Source organism: Rosenbergiella gaditana, assembly GCF_018494065.1.
Lineage (GTDB): Bacteria > Pseudomonadota > Gammaproteobacteria > Enterobacterales > Enterobacteriaceae > Rosenbergiella > Rosenbergiella gaditana.
Genome location: NZ_JABBFR010000005.1, coordinates 1 through 25,801, shown reverse-complemented (window position 1 = coordinate 25,801; position 25,801 = coordinate 1). Strand labels below are relative to the sequence as shown.

Sequence of the window (25,801 nt, the reverse complement as noted above, 5' to 3'; positions counted from 1 at the left end):
GAAACCGTTTGCGCGGAATTTATCACAATAGTCGCCCTCCTATTTCATGAACATTTATTGCTTAAAAAGTTGCTCTCTGGCGCTAAATTGCTCAGAATGCACTCCGTCTTGCGCTAAGAAATCATAAGATTCACTCCCTACCATCAGGGGAATCGCGAGCAGAACCGAGAGATAACTATTTGAAATGTATAAAATTTAATTATTTCTTTATCGGTCTTGTCACCTTACTATTAGCATCAGCTTTATGGCCAGCATTACCTTGGCACACTGGGAAACAAGATTCTCTGGCGCAGATCCAATCGCGCGGAGTGTTGCGTATCAGCACCCTTAATTCGGTGCTGACCTACCAACAGGTTAAAGATCAATCACGGGGGATGGACTACGAGCTAGCTAAGCGCTTTGCAGATTACTTAGGCGTTAAGTTAGTAGTCACTGTTCGTCCTAATATTAAGAGTTTGTTTAACGACTTATCTGAGCAGCATTCAGACCTTTTAGCCGCTGGCTTAAACTGGGATGAACAACGCGCGCAAAAGTACGTCGCTGGACCGGCTTATTACAGCACCTCGCAACAATTGGTTTATCGCGTCGATAAACCACGGCCGAAGAGCTTAAATGACTTGCAGGGGACCTTGAGTATTCTTGATGGGTCAACGTTTGCGAGTACGCTTGAGACTGAGAAGACTCATCGATACCCTCATCTGCAGTGGGTAACCGAAAAGCATCTTGGTCCACAGCAAATTTTAAGAGAGGTAGTAGAAGGTAAAATTGATTACACCATCGCTGACTCAGCGACGGTTGAAATGATGCAACGGATTTACCCCAAACTTGCTGTCGCCTTTACGGTCACTCAAGAGCAACCGGTGAATTGGTATATTGCAGGCAATAAGAGTGACAGTCTGCATGCTGCAATGTTGGATTTTTTCAGTCAACTCAATGAGCAAGGCACATTAGCTCGTTTAGAAGAAAAATATTTAGGGCATTCAGGACATTTCGACTACGTCGATACCCGGAGTTTCTTGCAAGCCGTAGATACTCGATTACCAACCCTTAAGCCGGTTTTCAAAAAATATGCACAGAACTTTGATTGGCAGTTATTGGCTGCGATGGCTTGGCAAGAGTCTCATTGGGATCCCCATGCGACCTCTCCCACCGGGGTGAGGGGGATAATGATGCTGACCAAGACCACGGCCAGTAGCTTAGATGTGAACAATCGCCTCGATACCGAAGAGAGTATCCGAGGGGGTAGCGAATATCTACAGCAACTTATTCAACGGCTGCCGTCGGACATCCCGAAAGATGAACGGGTGTGGTTTGCGCTAGCCGCTTACAATATCGGCTTAGCGCATCTCATGGATGCACGGCAATTGACGGTCAATCAAGGGGCGGATCCGAATAGCTGGAGCGATGTAAAAGTGCGTTTACCGTTATTGAGTAAAAAACGCTACTACTCGCAAACCACATACGGCTATGCACGTGGGCAAGAAGCTTACAATTATGTCGAAAAAGTACGTAAATATAATTTGAGTTTAGTCGGCTATCTGCAAGAGATGGAACAACTGCCTCTTGACTCGCCTCACTCACCAAGTGGTATTGCTATCACTCCGGTGGAGCCACAATTAGTGATGAACTAACTCTCTTGAGCCCGTGCCGCAAGGCGCGCGGCTTTTTTTTCGGCCCGACGTTGCCTGAAAAAATCGCTGAGCAACGTGCCACACTCTTCTGCCAACACTCCCCCACTAATGATCGGCTGATGATTCATCCCAGGATGGCGTAATATGTCGATCAACGATCCCGCAGCGCCTGTTTTCGCATCACTTGCTCCATAGACGATACGACCAATACGTCCATGAATCATGGCCCCTGCGCACATCACACAAGGTTCAAGGGTGACATAGAGCGTCGTATCCAACAGACGATAGTTCTCTAACACTCGTCCACCTTGACGGATTGCCATAATTTCCGCATGTGCGGTCGGGTCGTGGTCGTTGATAGGCAGATTCCACCCTTCACCGATAACCTGATCGTGATGGACCAATACCGCACCGACGGGGACTTCACCCAATGTGTAAGCGCGTTGAGCGAGCTGTAGCGCATGGCGCATCCATTTTTCGTCATCATTAGGGGGAATAGTATTGTCCACAGTCGCGATCCTCAAAGCAGTAAGTAACGAGGTATTATACGCATTGCTTACTATTTTGGGGGGAGATTATTGATGCAGTGTGGCGTCTAACCTAAGGTTAGGGGCTAGTGTATGAAGACTGGTTAGGAAAGAGTACTTGAACAGATCAACGATCACATATCTGAAAGCGCATAATTGATAGACGATGGGCAAAACTAAAGCTTAAGCGATTTGAACGGGCTTTGGCCTTGGTTCGATATTGCGATGACAGTGTCACGATTTCACAACCATACGATAGAACCCGAGCACTGCGTATGAAGCAGATGAAAGAGATGGGAGTGCTGTCCTTTATTAAAAATAATGCTTTCAGCAAAGGATCTTGATGCCAAATTATTTGATGTCGAGTGTACGGGGCTCGATTGCAACACCCACTTCCCACCAGTGGGTATCGCTGTTCCTGTCAGCACTATACTGTCTCAACGGCTATACGACGGATTGGCTGATTCCTCGAACAAATCACCTCAATAATAGTGCTAATTTTTTAATACATCCTCGAGGGCAGGCTTTAGCTCGTTATAGCGAAACTTATAGCCCGCATCGATAAGCCGTTGAGGAATAGCCTGTTGACCCCCTAACACTAATATTGCTGATTCGCCCATCAGCCATTGCACCATAGTAGCGGGTACACGCATAAAAGAGGGGCGATGTAACACCTTAGCCAGTAGAGTACTGAATTGTTCATTGCGAGCCGGATTCGGCGCGACCATATTGAAAGGGCCGTTTAAGGTATTCTGGTGAAGTAAAAATTGTATGGCATTCAGCATGTCATCGATATGTATCCACGGCATATATTGCTGACCATCGCCAAAGGGTCCACCGAGACAGGCGCGAAACGGCATTACCATCTTCGACAACGCCCCGCCCTGTCGTGAAAGGACCACGCCAGTACGCAACAGACATACACGGGTTTTCTCACTTTTCGCCTCGAGTGCCAGCGCTTCCCAGCGCGAACAGAGCTGCCAGGTAAACTCTTTCTTCGCTAGGCGGTCTTCGGTAACCAGCGCCTGCCCCTGGTCACCATAATACCCCACCGCAGACCCCGAGATGAATACCGACGGTGGGTTAGCACTGGCCTTAATTAGCGCAGCAAGCTGTGCAGTCAACTGCCAGCGGCTGTCACAGAGTTTCTGTTTCTGATCTTTAGTCCAACGCTTGTCGGCAATGGGCTCCCCAGCCAGATTGATGACAGCGTCAAAACCGTCTAGCGACGTCTTGTCCGCAAGCGTGTTCCACAGCTGCACCTGAGGACCGAGAAGTTTGGCCGCACGCTCCGGCGTGCGCGTCAAGGCAGTGATTTGATGAAACTGACTCAGCAACGTCTCGGTCAAACGCTGCCCAATTAGCCCACTGGCACCGGTGATCAAAATCTTCATAGTCTGCCTCCAATTAGCTTGCTGATATGACTCTACACTTTGCTAATCAGCATAGACTATGTCAGCGAGGTAACACGAGAGCCGGCATATTTTTCGCGAATTATTATATGCAGAACAAACCGCTGGGGTTGACGTTGCACCTCCAATCGTTCAGTAGCCAGCGCCTACCTGTTGCATTCTCGCGAGAGGCTGAGTGATTTTTGATAAGCTTGGAAGTTAAAAGCGCCATCATCGATCGATTTTTGCATATCGATCAGCTCGCTTTCGTCGATATCAAAGACTTCGCCGCTCCCTTGGCTCTCTGGGCACATTCCGCTGGAATCGTTGAACGAAAAAGCGGAAGAATATCCTGCACTCGGCAATCCAACTCGGGAAAAAGTAAGTCGAAGTAGAGGCGAGACATCGGTTGCCGTACCGACGGTAGAACGACTGTCTGTTCCCAATTGGCTTTTGGTCAACCATAATGGCGGTGGAGAGTCCAGATATATGACGCACATGAGGAGTCCCTGACTACGGCAGCCGATTACTAAGATAAGAAGGGAACGTGAAAGCGATGGGGCAGGAGGAATTTGCTGAATTCCTGGAAGACTGCGCTAGCGACATCGTTACCCCAACCGGTGCGGAATTGCTGGAGATCGCGACTAAATTCCAGGTGATCCGCAAAGCGGTGTTTGGTTCAGCAATCCGCCTGGCCACCGGGGAGTTTCAGTTCAACTACAGCGATGAAAACGACAAAGGCACCATTGAGGTACCGGAAGTTATCACGCTGGGGCTGGCACCGTTCCATAACCGTGAATCGTATGAGGTGCAGGCCAGTCTGCGTTACCGCCTGCGCGAAGGTAAGCTGGCATTTACCTTCAAGCTCATCAACCCGGAGCGCGTGATCGAAGATGCCTTTAACTCTGTCGTTGAGAGCGTTAAAGCCGGTGTGACCGAAGCAACCGTCTACGATGCGCAAGCCTAAACGACAATACTCCACCCGGCGAAATGCCGGGTGCCTTTTACGACTTACTGTAGGTATTTGTTATTTTTCCGTTAACATCGATATTAAATTCAAATCGATAGTTTCTTCCATTTATTGTGTAAACCAATCCGTAGTCGGCATTATTTACTAATTCTATCTTTATGCAGGTATTGGGATATTTTTTAGCTATATCATCCTCCATAATTAATGGTGGATGGTAATTATTTACAGAATAACTTAGCATATAATAATCTAAAACATCTCCGGATTCTGACGCAATACAAATAGAATTTTTAAGCACAACTGCATCACCCTTATCACGGAAAACCAACCTATCACCAACGCAACCCGATAGAAAAAAAAGCATAAACGATAAATATACATATTTCATCACAGAGGAAATCCCCCAGGACCTTCTCATATTTTATAATCAAAGATCTTTTAGGCTCCGTTTTATCGTAATTTACATAATTGACTATTTGTTTAAAACCGCTAAAACCGAACCTGGTAAGTAACCAATAATCCGCTACAATAGTCGCCTGTTGCTCCATGGGATAACTAGATAACATTTTTCTATCAAGATCGTATTGGTAATTTACCGCCCAAGAAACTAAACCACGCATTTTGACATTCATACCGCGCTGATATTGCCAAACATGCATCATTTTATGCATAAACAAATGCTGTGAATCTACTAGATTCTTTGAATAATCATCACGATAAACGTTAGTTTCGAACCATATCTCGCCGTTCGGGGTCATCGCAGTGTTATTTTCCTGCATACCAAATGGCAAGTAGCTACCGTGATGAATCCATACCCGATTGTACTGGATGCTGTTACGGTATAGCTCAGTTGCCAGACGAATTTCGCTCGAAGTTAATAATCGCAAACCACCTCTTTTAAGCATAGGGACTCCTTCCCACATAACGTCTATTCATTTCAAGTTAACCCTTTAACATAAGGCAACTTTATGTCCAAGATATTATGGTTTGATCTCGAGACTTTCAGTGAAGTGCCCATAAAAAACCGAACCCATGCTTACGCCGAAGATGTTGAAATAATGCTGTTTTCCTGGGCTATCGATACTGCGCCAGTACAGGTATGGGACGTTACCGCGAATACAAAAATCCCTCTTGAACTCCGACTTGCGCTCAAAAATCCTGATGTGCTGATTTACGCCCATAATAGCCATTTTGACCGCACGGTATTAAATCACGCCATGCCGGGTGTCGCTGTCGGTGGTGTGGAGCGCTGGCACACGGTCTGCCGGGTTCTCTGGGCGATCTGTGCGACATTCTCAGTGTGTCGCAGGATAAGGCCGGTAAGCAACTGATCCAACTTTTCTGTAAGCCTCGCCCTAAAACGCCGCGCTACTGCCAATCACATCCTGTCGAGTGGCAGCGATTCGCATGTGTGAGCTTGTGTACGGCGGCTTTCCCCCTCCCAGTGTCCTAAAGCGCTCAAAAAATCGTCATTATTGGGCTTTTAGGGGTTCTGTGTTACATTGCGTGGCATTGAAATTCCTTATCCCGTGTCTCATTGTAAGCCAGGCTCGCACATGAGGGTTTTTAGGGTGGTGATTTTCGGTCTGTGTTGCGGTTTTGTGTTACGCAAATGAGTGTATCAGTGTTTTTTATACTGTAAAAATCCACAGGTAGTTAATCATGTTAATGAATAAGAACACTAAATAATTATTTGATTATAAAAGATAAAAAAGGCAAGTGATTGAAGTGGCTTTATTAATTTCTGAACGTTGCATTAATTGTGATATGTGCGAACCGGAGTGCCCCAATCAGGCGATCGCGCTCGGCACCAAGATTTATGAAATTGATCCGGCTCGCTGTACCGAATGCGTCGGACACTATGAAGCACCGACCTGTCAAAATGTCTGCCCTATCACGCATACCATTATTCAAGATCCTGCGTGGCAGGAGACACCCGAGCAATTATGGGAAAAGTTCGTACAACTTTACCCCACCCCTTTCACGGCGGCCGATTAATTTTCGAAAATCACCGTTGCACAGGCATAGCGACGCTCATCGGCGAGCGTCACATGATGATGCTGGATCCCCAACTGTTCAGCAAGCGCCTGAGCTTGTCCGAGTAATCTCAAACAAGGCTTGCCGAGCGGGTTATTAAACACTTCGAATTGATTGAACGCCAATCCATTACGGATGCCGGTACCAAAGGCTTTAGCTGCCGCTTCTTTCACTGCGAAACGCTTCGCTAAAAAACGAACGGGTTGATGATGCTGTTGATACTGCAGCCATTCATGGTCAGTTAAGACACGTTTTGCTAACCGGTCACCTGAACGTTCTATCACCTGTTCGATGCGCGCTATTTCAACAATATCCGTCCCCAGGCCCACGATAGCCATTAACGTCGTGCATCCTGTAAACACTGTTTCATTTCGCGTACCGCATCGCCAAGACCGCTAAATAGCGCACGGCCAATGATGGCGTGACCAATATTCAATTCATAAATTTCAGGTAACGCCGCAATGGCCTGAACGTTGTGATAGGTCAGACCATGGCCAGCATTCACTTTCAACCCTTCTGATGCCGCATAACTGACCGCCGTACGGATACGCTCCAGCTCTTTTACTATTTCCTCAGGATCTTGCGCTTGCGCGTAAGCACCGGTATGGATCTCAATAAAAGGCGCTTTTGCCGCAACTGCTGCATCAATCTGTTGAAAGTCGGGGTCGATAAATAGGGAGACAAAGATCCCCGCGTGCTGTAACCGCGCCACGGCTTCGTTCATTTTAGCTTGTTGTCCCGCAACATCTAAGCCCCCTTCTGTCGTCACTTCCTCGCGTTTTTCTGGCACAAGGCAACAAAAATGCGGACGTGTCTGGCAAGCAATAGTAATCATCTCTTCAGTGACAGCCATCTCTAGGTTCATACGGGTCTGGATAGTCTGTCGCAGTAACATAATATCCCGATCGGTAATATGGCGGCGGTCTTCGCGTAAATGCACGGTAATTCCATCAGCACCCGCTTGTTCTGCAACGAAAGCGGCCTGCACCGGGTCGGGGTACTGAGTGCCTCGTGCGTTGCGTACCGTGGCAATATGGTCAATATTTACGCCTAAATAAACTTCCGCCATGCTACACCTCTTAGATAATCGCGAAAAATAAGGGACTGTGTTGTTCACTCTTCCGGTTTACTAACGGGTAACTGGAATTGTCGAAAGAGTGCTTGGCTTTTTAATGGGCGTCCGCCTAAATAAGGCTTAAGCGCCATACGGGTAAATCGCTTCGCCGCTCGCAGTGTATCAATTTCTGGAAATTCTCGCTGATTAAATGCCCGTAATTGCCGCCCCGTAAAAGTCAGGGCGGTGGGCATAACACTCGCAATAAAGCCGCGTTCTTGACGGTAGTTGTAGGTCATCTCATCACTGACTTCCTCACCGCTCCCGGCGCAATGTAAAAAATCAACGCCATAGCCCAAATGGGCGAGTAACGAAAACTCGAAACGTCGAAGTACGGGTTCAGCAGATGTATCAAGGGCGGCAAGCGATTGTAGGCAATGAAGGTAATCAAAAAAGAGAGCTGAGTAACCAATTTCTTGCCCGAGAACTCTCATCAATAGTTCATTGACGTAAAGTCCGCAGTAGAGGTAGGTTCCGCTAAGCGGTAGCCCCATTGAGACAGGTTCGGCGCTGCGTAAGGTTTTAACCTCACCTTTGCCACCCCAACGCATTAGGAGTGGCGTGAAGGGCTGTAACGCACCTTTAAGGTTGGAACGGCGTGAACGAGCCCCTTTCGCCAGTACGGTCACTCGTCCATCGCTTTCACTAAAGATGTCGAGCAGCAGGCTCGTTTCGCTGTAAGGGCGAGCATGCAAAACAAAAACGCGCTGCCAGCCTTCCATCTATCAAAGATCGTCAGTATAGCCTAGGCTACGCAATGCACGTTCGTCATCTGCCCAGCCAGACTTCACTTTCACCCACAGTTCTAAGTGAACACGGGATTCGAACATCTCTTCCATATCGCGACGTGCTTCAATACCAATGGTTTTGATCTTGGCCCCTTTGTTACCAATTACCATCTTCTTCTGGCCTTCACGCTCAACCAGAATCAGACCATTTATATCATAGCCGCCTCGTTCATTCGTAACAAAACGCTCAATTTCAACGGTAACCGAATAGGGCAGTTCAGCCCCTAAGAAGCGCATCAATTTTTCGCGAATGATTTCTGACGCCATAAAGCGTTGTGAACGATCAGTCACATAATCTTCCGGGAAGTGATGGTCAGCTTCAGGTAAGGTGTTGTGAACGATACGCGCGATAGCATCAACGCTCTGCCCTGTTTCCGCACACAGGGGTACCACATCAGCAAAATTCATCTTTTGGCTGATCTGTTGGATGTGCGGTAACAAGATCGTTTTATCTTGAATATTATCGATTTTGTTGATGGCTAAGATCACCGGTACCTTGACCGATTTTAATTTATTCAACACCATCTCATCGTCTTCTGTCCAACGAGTGCCTTCTACCACAAAGACAATCAGCTCAACATCACCAATGGAGCTGCTCGCCGCACGGTTCATCAAACGGTTGATGGCTCGCTTCTCTTCGATATGCAGACCCGGAGTATCCACATAAATGGCTTGATAAGCACCCTGAGTATCAATACCCATGATGCGATGGCGTGTCGTTTGCGGTTTACGTGAAGTAATCGAGACTTTTTGCCCCAACAACTGGTTCAATAGCGTCGATTTGCCAACGTTCGGACGGCCGACAATTGCGATAAAACCGCAATGAGTTACTTGTTCGCTCATTCAATTCCTAACTTAGTCAGTGCTTGCTCTGCAGCAGCCTGTTCTGCTTTGCGGCGGCTAGAACCAATGCCAACCACCGCTTCATTCATACCACTCACTTGACAGTGAATCGTAAATTCTTGGTCATGGGCTTCTCCCCTTACCTGCACCACTAAATATGCAGGTAACGGCAAATGACGCCCTTGAAGGTACTCTTGTAATCGCGTTTTCGGATCTTTTTGCTTATCACCTGGACTGATTGCTTCAAGCCGCGATTGATACCAATTGAGGATTAATTTTTCTACCTGCTGAATATCGCTATCCAGAAAAATTCCGCCTATTAGCGCTTCAACGGTATCCGCTAAAATGGATTCACGACGAAACCCACCACTCTTAAGTTCACCTGGTCCTAAGCGCAAGCACTCACCCAGTTCAAACTCACGTGCCATCTCTGCTAGGGTATTTCCCCTGACCAAGGTTGCACGCATACGGCTCATGTCCCCTTCATCCACACGAGGGAATTGACAGTAAAGCGCATTAGCAATGACATAACTTAAGATCGAATCACCAAGAAATTCTAATCTTTCGTTATGTTTACTACTGGCACTGCGATGCGTCAATGCTTGTTGCAGAAGTTCCGGATGAGTAAAAGTGTAGCCTAATTTGCGCTGCAGCTTATTTATAAGAATGGGGTTCATGCTGTTCCAGTTATTCTTTGCGTCTGTTAATTGCACATGAAACAGGGCTGTATCAACTCACGGTTTCATGTGCAGTAGTGAAAATGATTATGTGTTGAGTTCGTCCCTGAACTCGGTCCCGATTAATGGATACCACCAATCCGACTTAATCTTACGCCTGTTGGCCATTGACCTTCTTGTTTATCAAAACTCATCCAGATGGCGACCGCTTTTCCAACCAGATTTTTTTCTGGAACAAATCCCCAATAACGGCTATCGGCGCTGTTATCGCGATTGTCACCCATCATGAAATATTCTCCAGCCGGTACCACCCACGTTGATTGAGGTTGGCCGTCTTGCTGGTAGTAAGCGTCGACTTGGCTCTGAGCTTGATTGACCAGTAAAATATTATGCGTCACATTTCCAAGTGTCTCTTGACGCTCACCCAGCTGTAATCCACCTGGTAACATACCTGCTTTAGAGATTTGATAAAAGCCATTACCCACTTCATTTCCATCAAAACCGCTAAAGGTTTGTAGAAAGTCACTTTTTTCCATTGAAGAGTAAGTAATGGCGACAGGATTTTCGCAATGCCCCTCACCACAACCAGGAGTGACGGTCACCGTTTTGCTATCAGGATCAAAAACGATTTTGTCCCCCGGCAAACCCACCACACGCTTAATATAATCCACGGAAGGATCTTTCGGATATTTAAAGACGACCACATCACCACGCTTAGGATGCCCAGTGGGAATAAGCGTAGTTTGTGTGATGGGATCTTTTAATCCGTAGGCAAACTTTTCCACCAAGATAAAATCGCCAATCAGTAAAGTTGGCATCATCGATCCAGAAGGGATTTGGAAAGGTTCATAGATAAATGAACGCACGATAAACACCACAGCCAGTACTGGAAATACCGATACTGACGTCTCTACCCAGCTTGGCTGACGGGCTACGGTATCCAGAGTGGCTTTATCTAACGTGGTGTTCGCGTGATCTTGCGCCTGTTGACGCTTAGCACGGCGTGCTGGTGCCCATTTAAACTTGTCTAGACACCAGACAATACCGGTGATTAACGTCGCAACTGCCAAAATCAATGCAAACATATTTGCCATGAACAATCCTTATTAATTAATCTTTACCAACATGCAGAATAGCTAAGAACGCCTCTTGCGGTAACTCTACGTTGCCGACTTGTTTCATACGCTTCTTACCATCTTTTTGTTTCTGTAATAATTTCTTCTTACGGCTCACATCACCACCATAACACTTCGCCAATACGTTTTTACGTAATTGTTTCACTGTTGAACGAGCAATGATGTGGTTACCTATGGCGGCTTGAATCGCAATATCAAATTGTTGCCGCGGGATGAGCTCTTGCATCTTTTCAACCAATTGACGGCCACGAGGTTGTGAGTTATCGCGGTGGGTGATCAGCGCCAACGCATCAACACGTTCAGAGTTAATCATCACATCAACACGCACCATGTCAGAGGTTTGGAAACGCTTGAAATTATAATCAAGCGATGCATAACCACGGGATGTCGATTTAATCCGGTCAAAGAAGTCTAAGACGACTTCGGCCATCGGAATATCGTAGGTCAACGCGACTTGATTACCGTGGTAAACCATGTTGGTTTGTACGCCACGTTTCTCAACACACAGAGTGATCACATTACCGAGGAATTCTTGCGGCAACAGCATATGACATTCTGCAATCGGCTCGCGTAGCTCTTCGATGTTATTCAATGCTGGCAGTTTGGCTGGGCTGTCAACATACAGCGTTTCACCACTGGTGGTGATCACTTCATACACAACCGTTGGCGCGGTAGTGATCAGATCCAAGTCGTATTCACGTTCTAAACGCTCTTGGATGATCTCCATGTGTAATAGCCCAAGGAAGCCACAGCGGAATCCGAAACCTAAGGCTGTTGAGCTCTCTGGCTCGTAGAACAACGAGGCGTCATTCAGACTCAGTTTGCCCAGCGCATCACGGAAGTTTTCGTAATCGTCAGAGCTTACAGGGAATAATCCAGCATAGACTTGTGGTTTAACTTTTTTGAACCCTGGTAGCGGCTTATCAGCCGAGTACTTCGCCGCAGTCAGAGTATCCCCGACTGGCGCACCTAGGATGTCTTTGATGGCACACACTAACCAGCCAACTTCCCCACTGCGTAATTCATCACGGTCAACGCGTTTTGGGGTAAAAATACCGAGACGGTCAGCGTTATAAACTTGACCGGTGCTCATCACTTTGATCTTATCACCCTTACGCAGGACACCATTTTTAACACGGACTAAGGAGACTACACCCAAGTAATTATCAAACCATGAGTCGATAATCAGCGCCTGAAGAGGCGCATCAATATCCCCTTCTGGTGGCGGAATGTCACGCACGAGACGCTCTAACACCTCAGGAACGCCTAATCCCGTCTTGGCCGAACATCTTACAGCATCCGTCGCATCAATCCCGACAATATCTTCGATCTCTTGCGAGACGCGATCAGGATCCGCCGCAGGGAGGTCAATTTTATTTAAGACAGGTACAACCTCTAAGTCCATTTCCATCGCGGTATAGCAGTTGGCCAAGGTTTGCGCTTCTACGCCCTGACCTGCATCGACCACCAGCAGCGCACCTTCACAAGCGGCAAGAGAACGTGATACTTCATAGGAGAAGTCAACGTGCCCCGGCGTATCAATGAAGTTAAGTTGATAAATTTCACCATTCTGTGCGTGATAATCAAGTGTCACGCTTTGCGCTTTGATCGTGATTCCACGCTCACGTTCAAGGTCCATAGAGTCCAGAACTTGGGCCGCCATTTCACGGTCACTCAAGCCGCCACAGGTTTGGATTAGGCGATCAGATAATGTGGATTTTCCATGGTCAATATGCGCAATGATGGAGAAATTTCTTATATTCTTCATTTCCGGGGATTTTTTCATAGTTTCCTGCAAAATTTATTCAGGTGGACACATAAATGGACCCATGATGCATGTACCCACTTTTTTACTGCGGAGCATATTACACGACAGTGACAGAGACGTCAGCATATCAACAGCCTTGGACCGTTTTTTTTTAAGACAATTTATTGAAAGAATTGCTAAGGCGGTATATTGAGTAAACCGCTGAATGACTAAATACGGCCTACTCGATAGCCTAAAACAGATTATAGCGATGAATGAGAGGGATGAACCGAGTCAACGCGTAATTGGTCTGGACCTAAGGCAACCGTTAATATTACCGGTTGGAACGAGAGCTTTTCACCCATTGTCTTCGATAAAAGCTTAGCAATAAAAAAGCCCCCTACTCCACCAATTAAGGCCCCACCCGCACTGGCTAGATCGGTATTGAACCAATAATGTAATAGACCCGCACCGATAAATAGCCCTACTAATGGAGTAATATATACCATCAGCGCGGAGCTCAGTAGACTGCTTTCTTTAATGCCCAATTCAATACGTTGACCAGGCTGCAAAGGTTTATCGCTATTCACTTGCATGACATGCGCGTTTTTAGGACCCAGTTTATTCAGCATCTGGCTACCGCATCCTTTACGCGCAGAACAACTATTACAAGTTGTTTTCGCCTCAGTATGCAGGGTCGCTACACCTCGGTCCCATGACACGACCGTCGCCCATTCTCTCATCATTGTTAAGTACCCGTATTGACAGTATCTGCAATGCGCTTCGCCGTATCACGAGGAAGCTCACCGACGACGCTAATTTCCCTATTATTACGTATTTCAACGTAAAGCGTGCGACGTCCAGTGCTATAAAATTGCGGAGGGGATGAACCGTTCACTGCAGAGACATTTACCGTGAAGGTAAAGAGACCATCGGAATAAAGGCGTGATTCGATTTTTTTCGCTAAGGCCGGCACTTGGCGTTGGCTTTGTGATAATACCTGAACGCCAGCGGGTAACCAGCCGGGCGTCCAGCTTAATTTTGTGTGCAAATTTTTCGGCAATGAGGTCATTTCAGGAGGCAGCTTGGCATCCACCAGCGGCGCCATTACCTGCTGTAGCTGGTCATCGACAGCGAAATCAACCACTTGGAATTGCTCAATCGTTTCCCCTTCTTGCGACAGCAGATCGGCACGTAAAGGGAGTGAGCTCGCGCTATCTAACCAGACCGCGTAACTGAAACGAGAACCGTCTTTCGAAACGATACGTACAACATCGCATAACCGGTCAGCCACCCGAGAACGTCCGACACTAATAAAATCGTAGTAATCTTTTAGCCGATCAAAATTCGCAAATAAAATCGATGGGAGTCCATCGATAATATGGTCGCCCGGAAGCGTAAAGGGATCAACGCCTGAACTGGCATCGAAATAACTGATCGCACGATTACGTTGGAGCACTTCTCGACGCGGGCCGTCCATCTGCAGCAGTTGTGCAAACACTTGATTGTTGACTAGCGCATGGCGATAGCGCAACGACTCAATACCTTGTTCGCTAATGGTAATATAGGAAAGCTGGTAATTAAGCGTATTGGTTGCTTTATCCATCTGCTTTAGCATCACAAAGGGTTGGATCGGCTTTGTTTCCGTCGAGGCAGCGCTGTTATCGGCAAAACTCGAGAGAGGATAAAGTAAACTGCCGCATAATGCGGCAGAGAGAAGAAGTTTTTCTTTCATTATTGATGGACAGTGCCCGAATACTGTTGCTTATCAAGAACGGAGGACGTCGGCGGTAGGCTGTCACCATCATTTAGACGTCGTTGTAACTCGTAATCTTGAAGCATTGCGTTAATGCGCGCGCGCTGTTCTTGAACCTGTCCCGCAGAGGACGAGCCTTCAAACATGTCGCCAGGAACGCCTAAACTGACTGGAGATGCTTTACCCATCATCGGTAAGGTATTAAATGCTGGGGTATCTTGGCTGTCAGAAGACGCTGCATCACCTGGGTGGTTATAATGCTGCACCCCGACAATCACGGCCATTGACACGCAGGCTGCGACACCCACTTGTGCCAGCTGTGCACCCCAACTACCCGTTTTAGAAAAGAAGCCCATTTTGCGCCAACGTGATGGCTCAGGTTGCTCTTCAACAATAAGCGGTGTGACAGTGCTACCAAGAACCGGCTCTTTCGCTATCGCTTCGGCCACCTTGGCAGCGATATCGAAATGAACGACCTGACCAAGATCACTACGGAGTGTGTCGCGAACCAGATGGTAACGTTCCCAGCTAGCTTGCAACTCAGCGTCTTTAGAAAGTTCAGTGAGTAAAGACTGATCTAAGGCTTCACCATCCATTAAAGCGGAAAGTTGCTCTTTCTGCATACCTTAATACCCTTTAGGTAGTCACTCTGCTATACGATCAGCGTTGCAGAAGTGGTTGAACTTTATTATCAATCGCTTCTCGTGCACGGAAGATACGTGAACGAACAGTGCCGACTGGGCACTCCATGATTTCAGCGATTTCCTCATAACTCAACCCATCTAATTCACGAAGCGTGATCGCCATCCGTAAATCTTCAGGAAGAGTTTCAATTGTCCTAAAAACTATCTGCTTCAGTTCGTCTGACAACATTAAGTTCTCAGGGTTCGAAATTTCTTTTAAAGCGCTCGCTGCTTCAAAATTTTCGGCATCACTGGCATCGACATCGCTTGATGGCGGACGACGGCCTTGAGCCACTAAATAATTTTTAGCCGTGTTGACCGCAATACGATAAAGCCAAGTATAGAAGGCGCTCTCTCCACGGAAAGATTCAATAGCACGATAAGCCTTAATAAATGATTCTTGCACAACATCTGGCACGTCCCCTGGCGGAACATAGCGTGTCACTAAACTGGCAACTTTATGTTGGTAACGTAGCACCAGTAAGTTAAACGATTTTTGGTCCCCTTTCTGGACCCGCTCTACCAGAACTTGATCCGTTAACTGCTCGCTCATCTGAGGCTCTGTCCTCATAAAATATTCAATGTATAACCACCCAGTGCCATAACGTTACTGCCATTGGCGAGCCCAAGGTTGGAACTGAATAATGATCAAAAGTTCACTGAAATTTAGGTAAATTGCTATACAAAGTGGTTAGCAATGAATTAGCCCTAATAACAATCGAGTTATCTGCAGGCCAATTTACCTGATTAACCATGAAGTTTCATGTTTTTATCAGTATAGATGATCGACTAAAGCGCTAAGTAAAATTCTTTAGTTAAGCATTGAAATTCAGTACTGTATTGTCCTTGATCATCGCGGATCATAAGCCGCTGTGCTTCACCTTTTACCGGGCAGCGACGCCAAGTCAACAAGCGGCGTTTCGCAGGCCTTCCTTCCCGCTCACTTACATCACATCGTTGACTCAATATCCATCCTGCACTGCGCGCATACTCGGCAAATTGTTCGGCTTCTTGTGTCGGTAAAATAACCGAGAAAAAACCGTCTTCGGTAAGAAGATTGGCGACCTGCTGCAGAAGCGATGGATGGTCTAGCGTACGGCTATCCCGGGCTCGTTCGCGCTGTGCATCTCGATAGGACTTTCCGTGTTGAAAATAAGGGGGATTACAGATAATCAGCCCATAGCGTTGTGCGGACGAGGTGTCCCAGGTTAATAAATCCTGTTGCCAGACGTTGAAGTGCGCTTTCCAAGGCGAATTTTCGCAATTTTCTTGCGCTTGCTGCACAGCAGAGCGGTCTATATCAATGGCATCAATCTCGAAGGGGCCATCCTCGGCATGTAAACGCTGTGCCAACATTAAGGCTAATAAACCACTGCCGGTACCGATATCTAATACGCGCCGTGTGACCGGAAGCGGTGCCCATGCACCTAACAACACCCCATCCGTACTGACTTTCATACCACAACGATCATGGCCAACGAAAAATTGTTTAAAGGTAAAGCCCCCACGACGAGGTAGCGATGGTATGCTGGCTATCATATCGGTCTCCAAAACGTCTCTAATCGCTCAGTCGGTCAACATTTTTGCGCGAACTTTATCAGTAATCATGCCCTTTTACCTGTATAACGCAGAATTAATCGGCAGGAAAAGGTGAACAATTGCGGTGAAATGTCTATAATCGGCGCCCCAACCAGAGGTAGAACATGACTGTAACCACATTTTCCGAATTAGAACTTGATGAAAGCCTGCTAGAAGCCCTACAGGATAAAAATTACCAGCGCCCGACGGCTATCCAAGCAGCTGCGATCCCACCCGCCCTCGAAGGCCGTGACATCCTTGGTTCAGCCCCTACCGGCACTGGAAAAACTGCGGCTTACTTATTGCCTGCCTTGCAACACTTGCTGGATTTCCCGCGTAAAAAGTCGGGACCTCCGCGTATCCTAATCCTCACGCCCACCCGTGAATTAGCGATGCAGGTCGCTGACCAAGCCAGAGAGTTGGCTAAACACACCCATTTAGATATCTCCACTATCACGGGTGGTGTGGCGTATATGAACCACGCTGAAGTGTTCAGTACCAACCAAGATGTAGTCGTTGCGACGACTGGCCGTCTTTTACAATACATCAAAGAAGAAAACTTTGATTGCCGTGCGGTCGAGACGCTGATCCTCGATGAAGCCGACCGTATGCTGGATATGGGGTTTGCTAACGATATCGAAACAATCGCCGCAGAGACCCGCTGGCGTAAGCAAACGATGCTGTTCTCTGCAACCCTGGAAGGCGACGATATTGAAGACTTCGCACAGCGTATTCTCAATGAACCCGTGACATTGGATGCCGATCCGAGTCGCCGCGAACGTAAAAAAATTCTGCAATGGTACTATCGCGCTGATGACTTAGAGCATAAACGCAAATTATTGATTCACCTTCTTCAACAAGAAGATGTCACACGGTCCGTCGTCTTTATTAGAAAGAGAGACCGCGTGCATGAAGTGGCAGCATGGTTACGTGAAGCCGGTATCCGCTGTACCTATCTTGAAGGTGAGATGGTGCAGATTAAACGTAATGAAGCCATTAAGCGCCTTGCTGAAGGCACAGTGAATGTGTTGGTGGCTACCGATATTGCAGCCCGTGGGATAGACATTGATGATGTCAGTCATGTGTTTAATTTTGACATGCCGAGAACCGCAGACGTGTACCTACACCGTATTGGTCGGACCGGTCGTGCAGGACGCAAAGGTACCGCTCTATCTCTGGTTGAAGCCCATGATAACGCGCTGCTATTAAAAATTAGCCGCTATATCAATGAACCATTGAAAGCACGGACCATCGATGAGCTTCGCCCTACCACGCGCGCACCTTCAGAGAAAGGGCCGAAGAAAGCATCAAAAAAAGAGATGGAACGCCGTAAACAAAAACGCGATGCGTTAAAAGATGACAATAAACCGCGGGTGAAAAACCGTCATCGCGATGCGAAAAATGTCGGTAAACGCCGTAAGCCCGTAGAGAAAGTAGCCGTTCAGGACGTGAAAGAAACGTCAGAACGTAGCGAATAGAAAGCAGAGGCGCATCGCGCCTCTTTTTTTATATCCGATGACAGGAGTCAGTGATGAAAACTACCCTGACTTGGCACGACGTGCTAGGCGATGAAAAACAAAAATCCTATTTCACAGACACCTTGCAGCAGGTGCAACAAGAGCGAAGCGAAGGGACCGTTATTTATCCTTCTGCCGCTGAAGTCTTTAGCGCATTTAAGCTAACTCATTTTGCCGATATTCGTGTGGTAATTTTGGGGCAAGATCCTTACCATGGTCCGAACCAAGCGCACGGTTTAGCGTTTTCTGTGCAACCGGGCATTGCTCCACCGCCCTCTCTCGTCAATATCTATAAAGAGTTGGTCACTGATATCCCGGGATTCGTCCGCCCTAATCATGGATATCTTGCGCAATGGGCCTCGCAGGGGGTGTTACTGCTTAATACCGTATTAACGGTCAGGGCGGGCCAAGCACACTCTCATGCAGGACTCGGCTGGGAGACCTTCACTTCTCATGTGATCAGTATGATCAACCAGCATCATGATGGCGTGGTATTTTTACTGTGGGGCGCACATGCGCAGAAAAAAGGGCAAATTATTGATACGGCGCGTCATCATGTCTTAAAAGCCCCGCATCCTTCACCACTTTCCGCACATCGTGGTTTTCTTGGTTGTCAGCACTTCTCACAAACTAACGCGATTCTTGCCTCGCAAGGTTTGGCAGAGATCGACTGGTCAGTGGAATAAGCGAAAAAAAAGCTGCCACTGGCAGCTTTTTTGTAGGTCGAGGGGATTAAGCCTTAGAGACTGCGACCATCGCCGGACGTAATAAACGACCATTTAAGGTATAACCCCGTTGCATCACCATGATCACATGATTAGGTGCAACATCTGCCGACTCAATCATCGACATCGCTTGGTGTACATCAGGGTTGAAAGGTACATGGATGTCTCCCACCACTTCCACGCCAAACTTGCGTACCGCATCTAACAGCGATTTAAGGGTTAGCTCAATACCTTCTACCATGGATGCCAACTCTGGGTTTTCTTTATTCGAAACTTCCAGTGCACGCTCCAAGCTATCGATAACGGGTAAAAGTTCGTTCGCAAATTTTTCCAACGCAAATTTGTGCGCTTTTTCAATATCGATTTCAGTGCGTCGACGAATATTTTCGATTTCAGCCTGAGCACGAACTTGCGCATCACGCACACCACCTTGGGACTCAGCGAGTGCTTTTTCTAACTCGGCAATACGCTCATCACGAGGATCAATGCTTTCTGATGCATCCTGTTGATTTTGCTGCTCGGGTTGCTCGGTATTCAGCACTTCAGGATCTTGTTGATTCGGGGTATTCTGTTCTTTACTACTCATGAAAATCTCCGCATTTCATAATCATCTCGGCAATAAGGCTATTATGGGGATGAAATTTTGGGATTCAAGGGACTCTCATCGATTGTCGAGAGTTTTGCGCAAAGAGGAAGCATTACCTAATGAATAAGTTGTTTAATTGTATCGGAATTGTCGGTCATCCGCGAAATCTGAGCGCGCTGTCTACTCATGAACAATTATGTTGTTGGCTTAGTGAACAAGGGTACGACGTTATCGTCGAGGAACAAATTGCTCGAGAAATGCAATTACCCAATGTGCGTACCGCCACTCTCGCCCAAATTGGCCAAAGCGCAGATCTTGCGGTAGTCATTGGCGGTGATGGCAATATGCTCGGCGCAGCACGCGTCCTAGCCCGTTATGATATTAAAGTGATCGGGATTAACCGGGGCAACTTAGGTTTTCTGACTGATCTTAATCCTGATAATGCCATTGAAGAACTCGGCAAAGTGCTGGCGGGGGAATATATTGCTGATTCTCGCGCCCTACTTGAAGCCTCAGTGTGCGGTAACTCGCCACATCCTCGCGTCGCCACGGCCCTAAATGAGATCGTCCTGCACCCCGGCAAGGTCGCACATATGATTGAGTTTGAAGTCTATATTGATAATCAATTTGCCTTTTCTCAGCGCTCAGATGGCCTAATTATCTCTAGCACTACCGGTTCGACCGCGTATTCGCTCTCCGCGGGGGGGCCTATTTTAATGCCCTCGTTAGAAGCTATTGCTATTGTTCCTATGTTCCCTCACACCCTTTCCGCACGACCTTTGGTAATCGATAGCCGCAGTACTATCAGCTTACGCTTTGCCAGTTTACGCAATGAGCTTGAGGTAAGTTGTGACAGCCAACTTGCCCTGCCTATTCAAGAAGGCGAAGAAGTGATTATTCGTCGTAGTCCCGACGAACTATTCCTACTTCACCCGAAAGACTATAACTACTTTACAACCCTTACCGGTAAACTCGGCTGGTCGGAAAAATTATTCTGAAAATCACTGTTGAGATCTTTACTCAGTAAAAAAGAGGTTTATACTGTATAAAAAAACAGTTATGTTTTTCTATACAGGTGATTATATGCTGGCACAACTTACTATCAGTAATTTTGCTATTGTTCGCGAACTGGATATCGATTTCCAACAGGGTATGACGGCTATCACCGGCGAAACCGGTGCAGGTAAGTCTATAGCCATCGATGCCTTAGGATTATGTTTAGGTAACCGAGCCGACGCCGAAACCGTGCGGCCCGGTGCACAGCGTGCAGATATTTGTGCCAGATTCCAGCTTAAAAAATCCCCATCTGCCCAACAGTGGCTGATTAATAATCACCTCGATGATCAAGGCGAATGCTTGCTTCGTCGGGTCATCAGTGCCGATGGGCGTTCGCGGGGCTTCATTAATGGCACTGCCGTACCGCTCTCACAACTGCGTGAACTTGGGCAATTACTTATCCAAATCCATGGCCAACATGCGCATCAGTTGCTACTTAAAGCAGATCATCAACGGGCGTTATTAGATGCTTATAGTCACCATCCTGCGCTGATTGAAACAATGCGCAATGCTTATGAAAATTGGCACAAAAGCTGTCGCCAACTTGCCGCCTTGACTCAGCAAAAAAATGATCGTGCTGCGCGGCGTGAATTGCTTGATTACCAATTGCAGGAACTCAATAAATTTGCACCGATAGAAGATGAGTATCAGCAAATCGATGAAGAGTATAAACAGCTCGCGAGCAGTGGACAGCGTATTACTTTAAGCCAACAAATCGTGCATTTGGTCTCTGAGAGTGAAGACGCATCATTGCAGTCTCTGGTTAATCAATCCCAACAGCTGTTACAGGAGCTGGTGTCATTAGATGACCGCTTAGCCCCCGTACACAGCATGATGGACAATGCGGCCATTTTACTGAGCGAAATGAGCGATGAACTGCGTCACTATCATGAAGCGATCGATTTAGACCCGAATCGCTTACAAGGCTTAGAACAGCGGCTATCTCGTTACGTATCGCTATCGCGTAAGCACCATGTGACCCCCGAAGCACTGCATAGTACGCACCAACAATTACTGGATGAATACACGCAATTAGAGAACGTTGAGTCCGATATTGAACAACTCACCTCAGAAGTGTCGCACTATCATCAACGTGCGCTAGATATCGCAAATCAACTTTCTGCGGAGCGGCAGCATTTTGCCAGCGAGTTAGCAGGGTTGATTACAGAATCTATCCAGCAACTGGCGATGCCTCATGGACAGTTTAATATTGTGGTTACACACACACCGGAAAAACTCACATCAGAAGGTGCTGACAGTATTGAATTTCAGGTATCGGCAAACCCTGGACAGTCGCTGCAACCTTTGGGTAAAGTCGTCTCGGGGGGGGAGCTCTCCCGTATTGCCTTAGCCGTTCAAGTCATTACGGCTAAGAAAATGGAAACACCGGCGATGATTTTCGATGAAGTGGATGTCGGCATCAGTGGTCCAACAGCCGCCATTGTCGGTAAAATGTTGCGTAAATTGGGCGAGTCTACGCAAGTGCTCTGCGTCACTCATCTGCCGCAAGTCGCAGGATGTGGTCATGCCCATTTCTACATTTGTAAACTCACCGATGGGGCGGTGACCGAAACCCGTATGGTGAATTTAGACAAAGCAGCGCGTTTGAAAGAATTAGCTCGCCTTTTAGGGGGCAGCGAAGTCACACGCAACACGTTAGCCAATGCCAAAGAACTTTTAGCCGCTTAATCGGGCACTTTTTCTCTCTATAACAGTCATATCTTGCGCCAGAGGTTTTCATCTGGCGTAAGGTCTATTATTATCGACCTCTAGCTTCCCTGCGATCAGGGTGAACTTATTGTGATGGCAAGTTATGCCTGTCGGCAACTGGTCAAGAAAAAGGAAACGATTCATGCGCAGTAAAATACTGACTGCTGCGACCGCGGCGCTATTGTTAACCACCGCCGGTTGCTCAACGTTGGAACGTGTAGTTTATCGCCCGGATATCGACCAAGGGAATTACTTGGTCGCGACCGATGTCAGTAAAATTCATACTGGTATGACACAGCAGCAGGTTGCTTACACGCTAGGTACGCCGATGATGAGCGATCCTTTTGGGAGCAATGTGTGGTATTACGTCTTCCGTCAAGAGCCGGGTCACGAGAAAGTCACTCAACAAACCCTCACCTTGACCTTTAACAGCAACGGTATACTGACCAATATCGATAATAAACCTGCGCTGAGCAAAACCAAATAAATGAATTCGCTACTCGACTAATGCTCGGGTAGCGATATTTCTATTTTTTATTCGCGGCTGACCGCTCTGCTCGCTGCCTACGCATCTCTTTTGGATCAGCTAATAATGGACGATAAATTTCAACTCTATCCCCCTCCTCAACCTGATCGGAAAGCTTAACGGGTCGGCTATACACGCCAACTTTATTTTCCGTTAATTGTATATCTTTACGGAGTTCTAAGAGGCCTGAGGCAATAATCGCTTGTTCAACGGTGCTCCCCTCAGCCACTGTCACGGGTCGAAGATATTGCTTTTCAGGCAAAGCGTAAACGACTTCGACGCGAATATCAGCCACGGTACACCTCATGAGCACGCTCACTGAATGCCTTAACCATATTGTTGGCTAATTCTTTAAAAATACGACCAAAAGCCATTTCCACCAACATATTGGAAAATTCGAAATCAAGATTCAATTCGACTTTACAGGCATCATCACCGAGTGGTGTAAAAGTCCACCCACCACCGAGTTTGCGAAATGGGCCATCCACTAGCTGCATGGCAATACGATGGTTTTCTGTCAATGTATTACGCGTCGTAAAGGTTTTACTGATGCCTGCTTTTGAGACATCCACCGATGCGGTCATCTGCTGCTCGGATTGCTCCAAAATTTTGCTACCGGTGCAGCCAGGGAGAAATTGTGGATAGCTATCAACATCGTTGACGAGTTGATACATTTTACCCGCGCTGAAAGGCACCAACGCTGAGCGACTGATCTGGGCCATAAGAGTTCCTGGTCTGAAAAAAACACCTTGATCATAGCAGTTTCAGCAAATAAACAGAAATGTCTAATCGGAATCAGCGTGCTAGAATAGCACCAATACTTAACTTTCTTACATAGGAAGTCGGCGACGCTTTAAAAAAGTGGTGTAGAATAGGGATACTATGACAAAGAAAAAATCAAACAAACCTGGTTCCGCGACCATTGCAATGAATAAACGTGCACGCCACGAATATTTCATTGAAGAAGAGTTTGAAGCAGGCCTTTCATTACAGGGATGGGAAGTTAAATCCCTGCGTGCGGGCAAAGCGAATATCAGCGAAAGCTATATTTTATTACGTGACGGCGAAGCTTACCTTTTTGGTTCTACCTTTCAGCCATTAATGGTCGCCTCTTCTCATGTGGTCTGCGACCCAACGCGTAACCGCAAACTGCTACTTAAGCAGCGTGAACTCGACTCACTCTACGGCCGCGTTAACCGTGAAGGCTATACCATCGTTGCCCTGTCGCTATATTGGAAGAATGCATGGTGTAAGCTTAAAATTGGCGTCGCCAAAGGTAAAAAAGAACACGATAAGCGTGATGATATTAAAAATCGCGAGTGGCAGTTAGACAAAGCGCGTATTATGAAGAACGCAAATCGTTAAATTACTAGTGCAGCTGCATATTTATCTGCTACACTGTATAACAGTACTTGGGGCTGATTCTGGATTCGACAGGATTCGCGAAGCCCTAGGAGCATGCCGAGGGGCGGTTGGCCTCGTAAAAAGCCGCAAAAAAATAGTCGCAAACGACGAAAACTACGCACTAGCAGCTTAATAACCTGCTCAGAGCCCTCTCTCCCTAGCCTCCGCTCTTAGGACGGGGATCAAGAGAGGTCAAACCTAAAAGAGATCGTGTGGATGCCCTGCCTGGGGTTGAAGCATTAAACTTAATCAGGCTAGTTCGTTAGTGGCGTGTCCATCCGCAGCTAATTGGCGAATGTAAAGATTGGACTAAGCATGTAGTGCCGACGGTGTAGTAATTCTGGACGCGGGTTCAACTCCCGCCAGCTCCACCAATCATGGTTGGACAGTGACCGGACAACACTTGAGAAATCAAGCCTTTGGACACTGTGCCCGGACATCGACCAGACGATGACGGGACATGAAAGGATACGCAAAAGAGCCGCGGCTCCGAGCGTAAGAAAAAAGCCTTAGACTTCAGTCTGAGGCTTTTTTTATGTCTGTCGAACGCCTACCCCCACATCCTCAAATCCTCACCCAATATGACGGAGCAGTAGGTCCATATTGTATCTATAACAGATTGTTCACCTTGACTTTTTATCTCTAAAATCACCATAAAACTGGTCAGTGACCAGCTAAACTAAGTGCATGAAAAATAAGATGAGTTATTTTCGTTTTGGGGAACCTTTTCATACCTAACATAGTAACTTTTGACTTTCCTACATCATATCAATAATATCGGATTTAACGTAAATGATTCCGGACGATCAATGGAAACCCCAATTTATTCCGATAACCAGGTATTGGTAACTAAAAGCAGATTTGTTTCTCTTGGCACTACTTATGCCATGAGTGGTATAACTTCCACCCGCTTACTTAAGAAAAAACCCAGTTATGGCGCACCTCTATTCATTTTGTTTTTCGCAGTTGTGGGGCTATTTCATTTCTACTCGCCATTCGATGGCTTAAAATTCCTTGGTTCCGTTTTGGTCGGGATTGGCTGTGTTTTCTACCTAATAAAGTTAAGACCTGACTACACTATTGTGATCAAAACAGCATCTGGGGAGGTTGAGGCTTTAACTAGCAAAGATAAAGTTTTTGTAGAGTCTGTGTTAGGATCTGTAAATCAAGCAATCATCCAAAGAGGGTGATACCTGTCATGGGGTGTCAGGGGTCGGAGGTTCAAATCCTCTCGTGCCGACCAAAAATCCTAAAGAAAAGCAGCCAATTACGGCTAATGCTGATCGTTTAAGGATCAGTTGACCGATCCGGTGGCTCGTGTAAAAAAGGGTTCATGTTCAACATGGACCCTTTTTAAATGGAACTTTCACAAGCTCTCGGTATTATCAATCTCACTGCG

General features: G+C 46.9%; 30 protein-coding genes, 1 other RNA gene and 1 pseudogene. 12 read left to right on the top strand and 20 right to left on the bottom strand.

Going from position 1 to position 25,801, the window contains the following annotated elements; translation table 11 throughout:
• Positions 1–179 precede the first annotated feature (179 nt).
• Positions 180–1,631 (top strand): membrane-bound lytic murein transglycosylase MltF, encoded by a 1,452-nt coding sequence (gene mltF, locus HH682_RS05020; RefSeq protein WP_214236517.1) that lies wholly within the window; start codon positions 180–182, stop codon positions 1,629–1,631.
• On the opposite strand, the gene tadA is transcribed toward mltF, so the two are convergent.
• From tadA to HH682_RS05005, 3 genes are all read right to left on the bottom strand, one after another.
• On the bottom strand, positions 1,628–2,140 hold the full coding sequence (gene tadA / locus HH682_RS05015; RefSeq protein WP_338049312.1) for a tRNA adenosine(34) deaminase TadA: 513 nt from the start codon (positions 2,138–2,140) through the stop codon (positions 1,628–1,630). The genes mltF and tadA overlap by 4 nt on opposite strands.
• Positions 2,141–2,652: 512 nt before the next feature.
• Positions 2,653–3,552, bottom strand: coding sequence for a TIGR01777 family oxidoreductase (locus tag HH682_RS05010; RefSeq protein ID WP_214236516.1), 900 nt, complete (start codon positions 3,550–3,552; stop codon positions 2,653–2,655).
• Between the two features lie 164 nt (positions 3,553–3,716).
• Complete coding sequence (locus HH682_RS05005) at positions 3,717–4,049, bottom strand: hypothetical protein (protein ID WP_214236515.1); 333 nt, start codon at positions 4,047–4,049, stop codon at positions 3,717–3,719.
• A 56-nt stretch (positions 4,050–4,105) separates the two neighbouring features.
• On the opposite strand from HH682_RS05005, the gene HH682_RS05000 reads away from it, so the two are divergent.
• Complete coding sequence (locus tag HH682_RS05000) at positions 4,106–4,516, top strand: DUF2303 family protein (protein ID WP_250318570.1); 411 nt, start codon at positions 4,106–4,108, stop codon at positions 4,514–4,516.
• Between the two features lie 37 nt (positions 4,517–4,553).
• On the opposite strand, the gene HH682_RS04995 is transcribed toward HH682_RS05000, so the two are convergent.
• Both HH682_RS04995 and HH682_RS04990 read right to left on the bottom strand, forming a co-directional pair.
• Entirely contained in the window at positions 4,554–4,847 is a 294-nt protein-coding gene (locus HH682_RS04995; RefSeq protein ID WP_214236514.1) for a hypothetical protein, read from the bottom strand.
• A gap of 4 nt (positions 4,848–4,851) precedes the next feature.
• A complete protein-coding gene (locus HH682_RS04990; RefSeq protein WP_214236513.1) occupies positions 4,852–5,424 on the bottom strand; it encodes a type IV secretion protein Rhs in 573 nt (190 codons plus the stop codon).
• A 63-nt stretch (positions 5,425–5,487) separates the two neighbouring features.
• Here HH682_RS04990 and HH682_RS04985 point away from each other — a divergent pair.
• Both HH682_RS04985 and HH682_RS04980 read left to right on the top strand, forming a co-directional pair.
• Positions 5,488–5,924, top strand: a pseudogene (locus HH682_RS04985) (DNA polymerase I); the annotation flags it as partial.
• Positions 5,925–6,247: 323 nt separating this feature from the next.
• A complete protein-coding gene (locus HH682_RS04980; protein ID WP_214236511.1) occupies positions 6,248–6,517 on the top strand; it encodes a YfhL family 4Fe-4S dicluster ferredoxin in 270 nt (89 codons plus the stop codon).
• Here the strand turns inward: HH682_RS04980 and acpS are convergent.
• The 12 genes from acpS to HH682_RS04920 form a co-directional block, all read right to left on the bottom strand.
• Complete coding sequence (acpS, locus tag HH682_RS04975; RefSeq protein ID WP_214236510.1) at positions 6,514–6,894, bottom strand: holo-ACP synthase; 381 nt, start codon at positions 6,892–6,894, stop codon at positions 6,514–6,516. The two genes, HH682_RS04980 and acpS, sit on opposite strands and share 4 nt — an antisense overlap.
• Positions 6,894–7,625: a pyridoxine 5'-phosphate synthase gene (gene pdxJ / locus HH682_RS04970; RefSeq protein WP_214236509.1), complete on the bottom strand. Its 732-nt coding sequence runs from the start codon at positions 7,623–7,625 to the stop codon at positions 6,894–6,896. The genes acpS and pdxJ overlap by 1 nt, the downstream gene beginning before the upstream one ends.
• Positions 7,626–7,669: 44 nt before the next feature.
• Positions 7,670–8,392, bottom strand: a complete 723-nt coding sequence (recO, locus tag HH682_RS04965) for a DNA repair protein RecO (protein WP_214236508.1) — start codon at positions 8,390–8,392, stop codon at positions 7,670–7,672.
• Between the two features lie 3 nt (positions 8,393–8,395).
• The gene (gene era / locus HH682_RS04960) at positions 8,396–9,301 is read right to left on the bottom strand and encodes a GTPase Era (protein ID WP_214236507.1); all 906 of its coding nucleotides are present in this window, start codon (positions 9,299–9,301) and stop codon (positions 8,396–8,398) included.
• The gene (rnc, locus tag HH682_RS04955) at positions 9,298–9,978 is read right to left on the bottom strand and encodes a ribonuclease III (protein WP_214236506.1); all 681 of its coding nucleotides are present in this window, start codon (positions 9,976–9,978) and stop codon (positions 9,298–9,300) included. Before rnc ends, era begins: the two co-directional genes overlap by 4 nt.
• 122 nt (positions 9,979–10,100) lie before the next feature.
• Entirely contained in the window at positions 10,101–11,072 is a 972-nt protein-coding gene (lepB, locus tag HH682_RS04950) for a signal peptidase I (protein ID WP_214236505.1), read from the bottom strand.
• 16 nt (positions 11,073–11,088) lie between these two features.
• Positions 11,089–12,882: a translation elongation factor 4 gene (gene lepA, locus HH682_RS04945; protein ID WP_214236650.1), complete on the bottom strand. Its 1,794-nt coding sequence runs from the start codon at positions 12,880–12,882 to the stop codon at positions 11,089–11,091.
• 242 nt (positions 12,883–13,124) lie between these two features.
• Entirely contained in the window at positions 13,125–13,607 is a 483-nt protein-coding gene (gene rseC, locus HH682_RS04940; protein ID WP_214236504.1) for a SoxR-reducing system protein RseC, read from the bottom strand.
• A 2-nt stretch (positions 13,608–13,609) separates the two neighbouring features.
• Complete coding sequence (gene rseB, locus HH682_RS04935; protein WP_214236503.1) at positions 13,610–14,596, bottom strand: sigma-E factor regulatory protein RseB; 987 nt, start codon at positions 14,594–14,596, stop codon at positions 13,610–13,612.
• Positions 14,596–15,240 (bottom strand): anti-sigma-E factor RseA, encoded by a 645-nt coding sequence (rseA, locus tag HH682_RS04930; protein WP_214236502.1) that lies wholly within the window; start codon positions 15,238–15,240, stop codon positions 14,596–14,598. Before rseA ends, rseB begins: the two co-directional genes overlap by 1 nt.
• Positions 15,241–15,277: 37 nt before the next feature.
• The gene (gene rpoE, locus HH682_RS04925; RefSeq protein ID WP_092676369.1) at positions 15,278–15,853 is read right to left on the bottom strand and encodes an RNA polymerase sigma factor RpoE; all 576 of its coding nucleotides are present in this window, start codon (positions 15,851–15,853) and stop codon (positions 15,278–15,280) included.
• A gap of 236 nt (positions 15,854–16,089) precedes the next feature.
• Positions 16,090–16,836: a tRNA1(Val) (adenine(37)-N6)-methyltransferase gene (locus HH682_RS04920; RefSeq protein WP_420826182.1), complete on the bottom strand. Its 747-nt coding sequence runs from the start codon at positions 16,834–16,836 to the stop codon at positions 16,090–16,092.
• A 167-nt stretch (positions 16,837–17,003) separates the two neighbouring features.
• Between HH682_RS04920 and srmB the strand changes: the two genes are divergently transcribed.
• Both srmB and ung read left to right on the top strand, forming a co-directional pair.
• Positions 17,004–18,356, top strand: coding sequence for an ATP-dependent RNA helicase SrmB (gene srmB, locus HH682_RS04915; RefSeq protein ID WP_214236500.1), 1,353 nt, complete (start codon positions 17,004–17,006; stop codon positions 18,354–18,356).
• A 53-nt stretch (positions 18,357–18,409) separates the two neighbouring features.
• Positions 18,410–19,081 (top strand): uracil-DNA glycosylase, encoded by a 672-nt coding sequence (gene ung / locus HH682_RS04910; protein WP_214236499.1) that lies wholly within the window; start codon positions 18,410–18,412, stop codon positions 19,079–19,081.
• A 46-nt stretch (positions 19,082–19,127) separates the two neighbouring features.
• On the opposite strand, the gene grpE is transcribed toward ung, so the two are convergent.
• Positions 19,128–19,706, bottom strand: coding sequence for a nucleotide exchange factor GrpE (gene grpE, locus HH682_RS04905; RefSeq protein ID WP_214236498.1), 579 nt, complete (start codon positions 19,704–19,706; stop codon positions 19,128–19,130).
• Between the two features lie 119 nt (positions 19,707–19,825).
• Between grpE and nadK the strand changes: the two genes are divergently transcribed.
• The 3 genes from nadK to bamE all read left to right on the top strand — a co-directional run bounded on the left by nadK (position 19,826) and on the right by bamE (position 22,959).
• Positions 19,826–20,704 carry an NAD(+) kinase gene (gene nadK / locus HH682_RS04900; RefSeq protein WP_214236497.1) on the top strand — a complete coding sequence of 293 codons (879 nt, stop codon included), beginning with the start codon at positions 19,826–19,828 and terminating at the stop codon, positions 20,702–20,704.
• An 85-nt stretch (positions 20,705–20,789) separates the two neighbouring features.
• Positions 20,790–22,451 carry a DNA repair protein RecN gene (gene recN / locus HH682_RS04895; protein ID WP_214236496.1) on the top strand — a complete coding sequence of 554 codons (1,662 nt, stop codon included), beginning with the start codon at positions 20,790–20,792 and terminating at the stop codon, positions 22,449–22,451.
• A gap of 163 nt (positions 22,452–22,614) precedes the next feature.
• Positions 22,615–22,959 (top strand): outer membrane protein assembly factor BamE, encoded by a 345-nt coding sequence (gene bamE / locus HH682_RS04890; protein ID WP_214236495.1) that lies wholly within the window; start codon positions 22,615–22,617, stop codon positions 22,957–22,959.
• A gap of 40 nt (positions 22,960–22,999) precedes the next feature.
• Here bamE and HH682_RS04885 read toward each other — a convergent pair whose 3' ends face one another.
• Together HH682_RS04885 and HH682_RS04880 are read right to left on the bottom strand one after the other, a co-directional pair.
• Positions 23,000–23,305, bottom strand: coding sequence for an RnfH family protein (locus HH682_RS04885; protein WP_214236494.1), 306 nt, complete (start codon positions 23,303–23,305; stop codon positions 23,000–23,002).
• Positions 23,286–23,720, bottom strand: a complete 435-nt coding sequence (locus HH682_RS04880) for a type II toxin-antitoxin system RatA family toxin (protein WP_214236493.1) — start codon at positions 23,718–23,720, stop codon at positions 23,286–23,288. Before HH682_RS04880 ends, HH682_RS04885 begins: the two co-directional genes overlap by 20 nt.
• A gap of 160 nt (positions 23,721–23,880) precedes the next feature.
• On the opposite strand from HH682_RS04880, the gene smpB reads away from it, so the two are divergent.
• From smpB to HH682_RS04865, 3 genes are all read left to right on the top strand, one after another.
• Positions 23,881–24,363, top strand: a complete 483-nt coding sequence (gene smpB, locus HH682_RS04875; protein ID WP_071431228.1) for an SsrA-binding protein SmpB — start codon at positions 23,881–23,883, stop codon at positions 24,361–24,363.
• A gap of 49 nt (positions 24,364–24,412) precedes the next feature.
• Positions 24,413–24,776: a transfer-messenger RNA gene (gene ssrA, locus HH682_RS04870) on the top strand.
• Positions 24,777–25,211: 435 nt separating this feature from the next.
• Positions 25,212–25,592 carry a DUF6232 family protein gene (locus HH682_RS04865; protein WP_214236492.1) on the top strand — a complete coding sequence of 127 codons (381 nt, stop codon included), beginning with the start codon at positions 25,212–25,214 and terminating at the stop codon, positions 25,590–25,592.
• Positions 25,593–25,801 lie beyond the last annotated feature (209 nt).